General features: G+C 62.7%; 9 protein-coding genes. 2 read left to right on the top strand and 7 right to left on the bottom strand.

Annotation, left to right across the window (positions count from 1 at the left end; genetic code table 11):
- Positions 1–112 precede the first annotated feature (112 nt).
- A complete protein-coding gene (locus HU811_RS20905; RefSeq protein WP_186657886.1) occupies positions 113–493 on the bottom strand; it encodes a DUF6124 family protein in 381 nt (126 codons plus the stop codon).
- Positions 494–977: 484 nt separating this feature from the next.
- Here HU811_RS20905 and HU811_RS20900 point away from each other — a divergent pair, with 484 nt between their 5' ends.
- Positions 978–1,358: a helicase gene (locus tag HU811_RS20900; protein ID WP_186657884.1), complete on the top strand. Its 381-nt coding sequence runs from the start codon at positions 978–980 to the stop codon at positions 1,356–1,358.
- Positions 1,359–1,538: 180 nt separating this feature from the next.
- On the opposite strand, the gene HU811_RS20895 is transcribed toward HU811_RS20900, so the two are convergent.
- From HU811_RS20895 to exbB, 6 genes are all read right to left on the bottom strand, one after another.
- On the bottom strand, positions 1,539–2,939 hold the full coding sequence (locus HU811_RS20895) for an aminoacyl-tRNA deacylase and HDOD domain-containing protein (RefSeq protein ID WP_186657882.1): 1,401 nt from the start codon (positions 2,937–2,939) through the stop codon (positions 1,539–1,541).
- 78 nt (positions 2,940–3,017) lie between these two features.
- Complete coding sequence (recG, locus tag HU811_RS20890) at positions 3,018–5,093, bottom strand: ATP-dependent DNA helicase RecG (protein ID WP_047226182.1); 2,076 nt, start codon at positions 5,091–5,093, stop codon at positions 3,018–3,020.
- 9 nt (positions 5,094–5,102) lie between these two features.
- On the bottom strand, positions 5,103–6,023 hold the full coding sequence (locus tag HU811_RS20885; RefSeq protein WP_092394970.1) for a hydrogen peroxide-inducible genes activator: 921 nt from the start codon (positions 6,021–6,023) through the stop codon (positions 5,103–5,105).
- 216 nt (positions 6,024–6,239) lie between these two features.
- On the bottom strand, positions 6,240–6,995 hold the full coding sequence (locus HU811_RS20880; RefSeq protein ID WP_186657880.1) for an energy transducer TonB family protein: 756 nt from the start codon (positions 6,993–6,995) through the stop codon (positions 6,240–6,242).
- Positions 6,992–7,420: a TonB system transport protein ExbD gene (exbD, locus tag HU811_RS20875; protein WP_186657878.1), complete on the bottom strand. Its 429-nt coding sequence runs from the start codon at positions 7,418–7,420 to the stop codon at positions 6,992–6,994. Before exbD ends, HU811_RS20880 begins: the two co-directional genes overlap by 4 nt.
- Before the next feature lie 6 nt (positions 7,421–7,426).
- Positions 7,427–8,404, bottom strand: a complete 978-nt coding sequence (exbB, locus tag HU811_RS20870; RefSeq protein WP_186657877.1) for a tonB-system energizer ExbB — start codon at positions 8,402–8,404, stop codon at positions 7,427–7,429.
- A gap of 188 nt (positions 8,405–8,592) precedes the next feature.
- Here exbB and HU811_RS20865 point away from each other — a divergent pair, with 188 nt between their 5' ends.
- On the top strand, positions 8,593–9,450 hold the full coding sequence (locus tag HU811_RS20865; RefSeq protein WP_186657875.1) for an SDR family oxidoreductase: 858 nt from the start codon (positions 8,593–8,595) through the stop codon (positions 9,448–9,450).
- Positions 9,451–9,500 lie beyond the last annotated feature (50 nt).

Genomic DNA, 9,500 nt, shown 5'->3' with positions numbered 1-9,500 from the left:
TGCTCGCGAGGCGGCCTTATAGCCGGCCTGTCTCTCCGGCCGTACCTCGATCCCATTGTGGGAGCGGGCTTGCTCGCGAAGGCGTCGGCACAGCTTGCATCAATGCAAAGCGCTACCCCTTGGTTTCAGGCGCCGCCATCTCTTTTGTTTCCAGATGATCCAGCGCCCGCTCTACCAACAACTGAACCCCATCAGCCATGCGGCTGATCGCCAAGGCTACGCAGCGGCGTGAGTCATCGACATCGTCAGCCAGGTCGGCGGCGATGGTGCTGATGGAGAGCAGGTCTTCGGAGGCGTTGGCCAGCAGGGTTTCGGTGTCGATGTGGGGCGAGACGATGAAAAGCTGGTTTTTGTCGGGTTCGGGCGGGGAGGGTCGGGGTTTGAGGTAGTAGTCGAGGGCGCGGGTGGCGGCGTCTTCGAGCTTTTTTTCTTCGAGAGTTTCGACGCGGGATTTGTGGCCGCTTTGCGGCGGATTCGGTGAAGGCTTAACCATATTTATGTACCAGAGTTGGGGTTGGCATCCTTTCGCTTGCATTCGAAGAGGCGGCAACTGTGCGTAGGTGTGCAAGACCGGTCCGGTACCGCCGGCAGACCCGAAGGTCTCCCACGCACAATCGCCATAACGGACGCGAGCATAAAAAAATGCTCGGTCAATAGCTATAACCGATTGGGTACCAGTCCGGACTTGCACGTCCGTGTCACCGTTTTTTGCGATGACGAATAGAGGTTAGCGGCGCTCGAAAGCGCTGCCTAGTTCATGAACAGCCCGGCGTTTTGAAGGAAATGTCCGAGGGGTTTGGCGGGGAAAAGATCAAAAGATCGTCCGAAGGCTGCGATCTTTTGATTTTTTGTTCTATGACTTGGCAGTCATCTTTCGCGAAAACAAGCTTATCTTCCGCCAAAGCGATCCGATGATGGCGTTACGCCGAAGAATCGCTAAACTGCCAAACATTCATTTTTCTTTCGAGGCCGTGCCCATGAAGTTTCGTTTTCTGCTGTGGATGCTGGGGTTGTTGATGGGCAGGGCCAGTCGGACCAATCCGGCGTTCCAGCAGCAGTTGGGCGATAAGGCGTTGGTGTTCCAATTGCAAACCCTGGACGGCAAAGTCGCCCGGCATTTCACCGTGAAGGACCAGCGCATTACCAGCCAGTCCGGCACCTACCCGACGCCGGCGTTCGCCATCGCCTTCAAGGACGCGGCCTATGGGTTCGCCACGATGCAGGCGAAGAACAAGCAACTGGCCTTTATGACGGGGATCCAGGACCAGTCGATCCAGATCAAGGGCAACCCGGCGCTGGTGATCTGGTTTCAGGGGCTGACCAAGTACTTGAAGCCGAAGAAGGCCAAGAAAGCCTAGCCGAGAACCCCGTGGCGAGGGAGCTTGCTCCCGCTGGGCTGCGAAGCGGCCCCAGCATGGGTTGATGCAGCCTTTCTGGCGGATCGCGTCAGTTAGTTTTGCGACTGCTGCGCAGTCGAGCGGGAGCAAGCTCCCTCGCCACAAGAGCTTCACTCACCTGCAGTGACCCGGAGAGCCTATTCAGCCGTGGCTGAACTGCGAAGCCAGTTCGCGCAACAACACCTCAGCCTCCAGCACTTTGCTGACCACTTCATTGGCTTTGTCGCGACTCAGGCCGACGCGTTCGAGCAGTGCGTCGGGAATCTCCTCGTCGGGGCCTGAGCCAATGCCACGGGCGCGCAGCAGCCGCACGGCCAGGCACACCAGGTTCGGGTAGGCGGCGTATTCGCCGTCGTAGTGCGGGTCGTGCTGGAAGCGCAGGGCGGTGGCCAGTTCGTCGGGCATGTCCCAGTAGCGCATCAGCCATGAACCGATCTGCTCGCGACTGATGCCCAGCAGATGCTGTTCCACGTAGCTGTGGCACAGGTGCGGGTTGACCTCCAGGTGCCGGCAGATCAACGAGAAGTGCGGCGGGAACACGTGGGCCAGCAACAGGTAACCGAAGTTGTGCAGCAGGCCGGACAGGTACGACAGGCCGCCTTCGGGGCGCTGGGCGCGGGGCATGGCGCGGGTCAGGCCCTCGATGACGGCGGCGGTGTAGATGGACTGGTGCCAGTACGGCGTGGTGTGTTGCGGATGGTCCTTGGGCAGGCTCAGGGTCTTGCCCAGGGCCAGGCCCAGCGCCAGGTTGATCACCAGGTCGAAACCCAGCACCCGGACGATGGCGTCTTCCACTGAACGGATCTTGCCGGGCGAGGCGTAGTACGGCGAGGCGGCCCAGCTCACCACTTGCGCGGCCAGCGCCGGGTCGGTTTCCACGACGCCGGTGATGTCATCAATGGTGGCGTCCGGATCGACACGCAGCTTGATAATCTTTTGCGCCGTTTCGGCCAGTGGCGGAATTTCGATGGTTTCTTCCAGCCGTTGCTGGATGCGCCGGGCGGTAAACGCCTGCACGGCCTGGGTGATTTCTGCGCGGTCGTCGTGCGGACGGTCCAGGTTGGGAGTGATATTGCTCACGGCTTCGCCGAACGTCGCGGCGCTGGCCTTGGTGAGCATGGTCCTGAACGCCTCGCTGGTCACTTCCAGCAGCAGCCCCGGTTCACCCGAGTTGATCAGCAGCTTCGGCTCGCGCAGCAGGCTTTCTTCATACAGGCAAGGGGAGCTGGTCAGGGCCGGCAGGCCGGGCAACAGGCTCAGGTGGTGCTTGCCGAGCATGCGCTCCAGACGGTCAGTAGGCACCGCCGTGAGTTTGCGACCGGTGAGTTCGGCCAGGCGGTTGAGGTCCAGCAGCTGGCTTTGCGGAAACAGCACCATGAGGGCGCCAACGGCATCGTGCAACAGAACGGCCTGCACTTTACGGGCGGGGTTCAGGCCTGGTCGTTCGATTACTTCGTCAAAGCCGATGCCCAGTTTCTCGAGCAACAGCCGAATAACAGACGGAGCGTGCGGGGTTTCGGGGACGAGGGCAGCTTCTGTCATGGTCTGTATCCGTTTTCCTACAAGTTCCGCAGTATAACCAGCTTGCCGGGCAGGTGCGCCCAGAAACTGAGAGCGTGCTCACACTTGGCCGTATTGCTGCCCGTGACGCAACCAGCGATCCAGCAGCGGGCTGACATGCTCCGGCCAGCGCTCCAGCAACGCCTGGGCGGCGTCGCGTACGGCGGGGAGCAGATCGGCGTCGCGCATGAGGTCGGCTACCTTGAATTGAAGCAGGCCGGTCTGGCGCGTGCCGAGCATTTCACCGGGTCCGCGCAATTCCAGGTCCTTTTCGGCGATGACAAAACCGTCGTTGGTTTCGCGCATGATGCCCAGGCGCTGGCGACCGATCTGGGACAGCGGCGGGTGATACAGCAAGACGCAGTGGCTGGCGGCGCTGCCCCGGCCGACCCGGCCACGTAGCTGGTGCAACTGCGCCAGGCCCAGGCGCTCGGGGTTCTCGATGATCATCAAGCTGGCATTGGGCACATCGACCCCGACCTCGATTACCGTAGTGGCGACCAGCAATTGCAGGGCTCCGGCCTTGAATTCGGCCATCACGGCGGCTTTCTCGGCGGGTTTCATACGCCCGTGGATCAGTCCGACCTTGAGTTCGCCGAGGGCGGCGGTGAGGTCTTCATAGGTGGTTTCGGCCGCCTGGCAGGTCAGCTCTTCCGATTCTTCAATCAGCGTGCACACCCAATAGGCCTGTCGCCCTTCGGCACAGGCGCCGCGCACGCGCTCGATCACTTCGACACGTCGGGTGTCGGTGACCAGCACGGTATTGACCGGCGTGCGCCCGGGAGGCAGTTCGTCGAGGATCGAGGTGTCGAGATCGGCATAGGCGCTCATGGCCAGGGTCCGCGGAATCGGCGTGGCGGTCATAATCAATTGATGAGGGCACATCCGCCCGCCGACGCCTTTCTGCCGCAGCGCCAGGCGCTGCTGCACGCCGAAGCGGTGCTGTTCGTCGATGATCACCAGCGCCAGGTTCTTGAACTGCACTTCGTCCTGGAACAAGGCATGGGTGCCGACCACCATCGGTGCACCTTCGGCGATCTGCGCCAGGGCGGCTGCGCGATTCTTGCCCTTGAGCTTGCCGGCCAGCCACGCGACCTCGATCCCCAGTGGTTCGAGCCAGCGCTGGAAGGTGATGAAATGCTGTTCGGCAAGAATCTCGGTAGGTGCCATCAACGCCACTTGATAACCCGCCTCCAGAGCCTGAAGCGCGGCGAGGGCGGCAACCACGGTCTTGCCGGCGCCGACATCGCCCTGGATCAGCCGCAGCATCGGCTCGGGCTGGCTCAGGTCGTAGGCGATTTCGTTGCCGACCCGCTGCTGGGCCCCTGTGGGTTTAAAGCCCAGGTTAGCCAGGTAACGGGCGGGCAGGTCCTTGGCCTTGGGCATGGCCGGGGCGCGCAGGGAACGCAGGCTTTCGCGCAGGCGTTGCTGGGACAGTTGATGGGTCAGTAACTCTTCAAAGGCCAGTCGGTGCTGGGCCCAGTGATGCCCCAGGGCGAGCTCGTCGACATCGGCATCGGCCGGCGGGTGGTGCAGATAGCGAATCGCATCAGCCAGCGGCGCCAGTTGATAATCTCGGGCCAGTTCGTTGGGCAGCCAGTCGGGCAGGCTGCTGGGGCCGAGCAGGGTCAGGGTTTGCTGGCAGAGCTGACGCAGGCGCTGTTGGGTCAGGCCTTCGGTGAGCGGGTAGACCGGGGTCAGGGTTTCATCCACCGGCGGCGGCTCGTCGCCGGTGATGGCGCGGTATTCCGGGTGATAGATCTCCAGCCCGGACGCACCGGGCCGTGCTTCACCGTAGCAGCGCACGCGGGTGCCCCGCTTGAGGCCTTCCTTTTGCGCATTGCTGAAGTGATAGAAGCGCAGGCTCAGGCCGCCGGTGCCGTCCTGCAGGCGCACCACCAGGCTACGGCGCCGCCCCATGACCACGTCGGCGCCGCTGACGGTGCCTTCGATCACGGCGTCCTGGCCCGGGCGCAAATGCCCGATGGGCACGACGCGGGTGCGGTCCTGGTACCGCAGCGGCAGGTGGAACAGCACGTCCTGGAGGTTTTCCAGGCCAACCTTGGCCAGCTTCTCGGCCATGGCTTCACCGACACCCTTGAGTGCCGTGACCGGCACTTTCGACAGCTCAGTCATGGCCGCGGCTTACTTGGCAGTGGGCGGCTTGGCCACGGAACACAGGCGGATCGAGTCAGCGAGGATCTCGATGGCCTTGGGTCGCGGAAAGCTGGCGCGCCAGGCGATGGCAACGGTACGGAACGGCACGGGCGGCGTCAGTGGGCGAACCTCGATCACGCCAGGGGCGTAATGATGGCTGTCCACCGCCGACAGCGGCAAAATCGAAATGCCCAGGCCCGAGGCGACCATGTGGCGAATGGTTTCCAGGGAGCTGGATTCCACCGTGGTGTGCTTGGCGCCTTCGCTGCCTTTGGTCAGGGTCGGGCAGGCTTCCAGCACTTGGTCGCGGAAGCAGTGGCCTTCGCCGAGCAGCAGCAGGCTCTTGTCGTTGAGCAGGGCGGCGTCGATGGATTTTTTCTGGGTCCATGGATGCTGGGCCGGCATCAACACGTAGAACGGCTCGTCGTAGAGCGGCAGGGTCAGGACATCGGCTTCGTTGAACGGCAGGGCGATGATGATCGCGTCCAGTTCGCCGTTGCGCAGTTTGTCGCGCAGTACATGGGTGAAGTTTTCTTCGATGTACAACGGCATCTGCGGGGCGACCCGGTGCAGTTGCGGAATCAGGTGAGGGAACAGGTACGGGCCGACGGTGTAGATGGCGCCGACTTTCAGCGGGGCGGTCAGTTGGTTCTTGCCGGCCTGGGCCAGTTCACGGATGCCTTGGGCCTGTTCCAGGACTTTTTGCGCCTGGGCAACGATACCTTCGCCCACCGGGGTCAGGCGTACGGCGCTTTTACTGCGCTCGAAAATCAGCACGCCGAGCTCGTCTTCAAGCTTTTTCACGCCCACCGAAAGGGTCGGCTGGCTGACATGGCAACGCTCGGCCGCATGGCCGAAATGCTGCTCCTGGGCGAGGGTGACGATGTAGCGTAATTCTGTGAGGGTCATGGCGAGCGTCCGTGAAGTTGCAAGCCAAGCATACCGGCTGCAATCGATAGACGCACGTTATCAGACTGGGGGTGCGGTGTGACACTGCCTAATGTGGGTGACGAGGGCTTTGTAGGAGCTGCCGAAGGCTGCGATCTTTTGATACTCAAGCATCAGGGAAAAGATCGCAGCCTCGCTCCGCTCGGCAGCTCCTTCAGACCCGGCAGTACGGTGTGGCTAACGCCGGCGCTTGTCGATGGAGTACACAAACGGCGCGACGATTTCGATGGAGCCGTTCACCAGCATGTCGGCTGGCGGCTTGGGCAGTGGCTGGGCGCGGCGAATCATTTCTAGGGTCGCCCGGTCGAGGGCGGCGTTACCGGACTTGCTCACCAACTCGAAGGACAACACATTGCCTTCGGCGTCCACCACGAACCGTAAGCGGTTCAAGCCTTCCTTGCCTCGCGACTGAGCACTGGCCGGGTATTTCTTGTATTTGCCCAAGTGCGCCAGCAAGGTGCCTTGCCAACTGGCTTTGGCCGCCATTTGCGCCGGCGAAGGGCCAGGAGCCGGTTGCGCGGATTTCTCGGTCGGTGCCTTGGTCGGTTGCGCGTCGCTGGGCTTTTGCTCCGACGGTTCTTCCTTGGGCGGCTCCGGTTTCTTCTCCACGGGCTTGGGTTTGGGCTTGGGCGGTTTAGGCTTGGGCTTGACCGGTTTGGGCACTGAAATTTCCGGTTTCTCGGCTTCGGCGATTTTAGGCAGCGGCAGTTCTTCGACCGGCTCCGGAGGTTGCGGTGGCGTGACGACTTTAGGCGGTGCAGGCGGCGGTGGGGCCGGAACCGGCGCCAGCTCGACCATCATTGCCTGGGGCGGCAATTCAATGGGCGGGTTTGACGTCCAGTTCAGCGCCAGGGCGATGGCAAGCGCGTGCACGCCCAGCACCACGGCCAGGCTACCGCTGTAACGCGTCAGCTTTTGGCGCGTCGTGATCATTTCTTGGGCGCCGTCTCAAGTCCGACCAGGCCGACCTTCAAGTATCCGGCGGCACGCAGGGCGTCCATCACGTTCATCAGGTCGCCGTAATCCACGCCTTTATCAGCCTGGAAGAAGATCGTCGTGTCCTTTTTGCCCTGGGTCTTGGCGTCGAGGGTGGCGCCGAGGCTATCGGCCTTGACCTCGTCTTCGCCCAGAAACAGTCGCTGGTCGGCCTTGACGCTGAGGAACACCGGTTTCTCGGGCCGTGGCGAAGGCTTGGCCGTCGACGCCGGCAGGTCGACCTTGATGTCCACGGTGGCGAGTGGCGCGGCCACCATGAAGATGATCAACAGCACCAGCATCACGTCGATGAACGGCGTAACGTTGATTTCGTGGTTCTCGGCCAGATCGTCGTCTGCGCCTTCTTTCAAATGCAGGCCCATGGCCGATTACCCCACTTTCACCATGTGCGGTTGCGAGCCACGCTCGGGCGGCAGGTGGTCGAGGTCGCGGCTGACCAGCAACAGGACTTCGGCCGAAGCGTCGGAAACCTGCGCCTTGTAACCGGCAATGGAGCGGGCGAACACGTTGTAGATGACCACCGCCGGGATCGCCGCGACCAGACCCAGAGCCGTTGCGAGCAGGGCTTCGGCGATGCCGGGGGCCACGACAGCGAGGTTGGTGGTCTGGGTCTTGGCGATGCCGATGAAGCTGTTCATGATGCCCCATACGGTGCCGAACAGGCCGACGAACGGTGCGGTGGAACCGATGGTGGCGAGCACGCCGGTGCCGCTGCTCATGTTGCGACCGCAGGCCGCGACCAGACGCTCGAGGCGGAAGCTCACGCGCTCCTTGATGCCTTCTTTCTCGCGACTGTTGGCCGACAGGCGCATCTCTTCGAGGGCGTCGTGAACCAGCAGATTGGCCAGGGTGCCTTCTTTGGCCGCAGAGGCGCTGGCCTCTTTGAGGGTGGTGGCTTTTTTCAGGTTGGCGATTTCACCGCGCAAGCGGCGCTTGGCGCCCATCAGCTCGAAGCCCTTGGCGATCCAGATGGTCCAGGTGATGATCGAGGCGATGGCCAGGCCGATCATGACGATTTTCACGATAATGTCGGCGTTCTGGTACATGCCCCATGGCGACAGATCGTGGGCCATGCCCAAGGTGTTGTCGGCTTCGAGCACTTCAGGGGCGTCTACGGCGTTGGCTTCAACGGCCTGGGCCGGGTCGATGGCCTGGGGAGCGGTTACGGGCTGGGCGGCATCGACAGGCGTTTGGATGGCAGCGGGGGCTTCGGCCGGGGTCGTGGCTGGCGCTTGTGCGTCGGCGAATGCGCTGGGCGCCAGCAGCAGGCTGAGCAGCAGGGCTGCCATGGCGCTCCAGGTGCGAGGTCGATTGGTTGGCGAAGCGGAGGGGAGATAGCGTGTCATGCTGGCCGGACCTGAGAGAAAAAGAAGGTTGATGTTCTTCCAGGCCTCGAGGGGCCGAGAACAAAACTGGCGTGCATTATTGCAAGTAATTCTTGTTAACAAAAGTAATACAGTATCTTTTTTTCCTACATTGCTAGCCGCTCGTCCCTTCTGGCGGCTAGTCTGCGGCTTTATGAGAGGAGATTTTGATGTCCGCGCCTTCTGTTTTGATCGCCGGCTGCGGTGATATCGGTGGCCGCCTGGCGAGCCAGTTGCGGGCCGAGCAGTGGCAGGTCTACGGCTTGCGCCGTACGGTTTCGCAGCTGCCGGCCGGGGTTGTCGGGGTGGCGGGGGACTTGTTCAACGAGCAATGTCCCGCTGATTGGCCCACCGGTCCACTGGATTACGTGGTGTACAGCGTCGCCGCCACCGAGCATGACGAGGCGGGCTACCGCGCGGCTTATGTCCAAGGGTTACAGCATGTGTTGAGCTGGCTGAAGCAGCACGGGCAGCAGCCAAAACGACTGCTTTTTGTCTCCAGCAGCAGCGTCTACGGGCAGCAGGGTGGCGAGTGGGTCGATGAAACCTCGCCCACCGTGGCCGGTGGCTATTCCGGCCGGCTGATGCTCGAAGCCGAACAGGTGGCGCTCGACAGCGGCATCCCGGCCAGCCGCGTACGCCTGACCGGCATCTATGGTCCGGGCCGCGAATGGTTGCTGAGCCAGGTGCGCCAGGGCTATAGCGTGGTGGAAGACCCGCCCCTCTACGCCAACCGCATCCATGCCGACGACGCGGCGGGTCTGCTGGCCTTCCTGCTGGAAGCCGACCGCCAGGGCAAGCCCTTGGAAGACTGCTACATCGGTGTCGACGACGCGCCCGCCGCGCTGGCCGAGGTGGTGGGCTGGCTGCGCGAGTACATGGGCGTTACCCAATGGGCCGAAAACGCCAGCGTCCGCCGCGCCGGCAGCAAGCGCTGCAGCAATGCCCGGGCCAAGGCCCTGGGTTGGACGCCGCGTTATCCGAGTTTTCGTGAGGGGTATGCGGCGATTCTGGAAGGGCGCTGCTGATTCTCCTGACACCCCAAAAACAAACTGTGGGAGCGGGCTTGCTCGCGAAG

It is taken from the genome of Pseudomonas tehranensis (assembly GCF_014268615.1).
Taxonomy (GTDB): Bacteria; Pseudomonadota; Gammaproteobacteria; order Pseudomonadales; family Pseudomonadaceae; genus Aquipseudomonas; species Aquipseudomonas tehranensis.
Note: the sequence above shows the minus strand (reverse complement) of the source record. Positions and strands in the feature narration are given on the sequence as shown.

What these genes read in the sequence shown, in the direction of transcription:
- HU811_RS20865 (WP_186657875.1), top strand. Translation starts at nt 8,593, where the DNA reads ATGTCCGCGCCTTCTGTTTTGATCGCCGGCTGCGGTGATATCGGTGGC.
- exbD (WP_186657878.1), bottom strand. Translation starts at nt 7,420, where the DNA reads ATGGGCCTGCATTTGAAAGAAGGCGCAGACGACGATCTGGCCGAGAAC.
- HU811_RS20885 (WP_092394970.1), bottom strand. Translation starts at nt 6,023, where the DNA reads ATGACCCTCACAGAATTACGCTACATCGTCACCCTCGCCCAGGAGCAG.
- exbB (WP_186657877.1), bottom strand. Translation starts at nt 8,404, where the DNA reads ATGACACGCTATCTCCCCTCCGCTTCGCCAACCAATCGACCTCGCACC.
- HU811_RS20895 (WP_186657882.1), bottom strand. Translation starts at nt 2,939, where the DNA reads ATGACAGAAGCTGCCCTCGTCCCCGAAACCCCGCACGCTCCGTCTGTT.
- HU811_RS20905 (WP_186657886.1), bottom strand. Translation starts at nt 493, where the DNA reads ATGGTTAAGCCTTCACCGAATCCGCCGCAAAGCGGCCACAAATCCCGC.
- HU811_RS20900 (WP_186657884.1), top strand. Translation starts at nt 978, where the DNA reads ATGAAGTTTCGTTTTCTGCTGTGGATGCTGGGGTTGTTGATGGGCAGG.
- recG (WP_047226182.1), bottom strand. Translation starts at nt 5,093, where the DNA reads ATGACTGAGCTGTCGAAAGTGCCGGTCACGGCACTCAAGGGTGTCGGT.
- HU811_RS20880 (WP_186657880.1), bottom strand. Translation starts at nt 6,995, where the DNA reads ATGATCACGACGCGCCAAAAGCTGACGCGTTACAGCGGTAGCCTGGCC.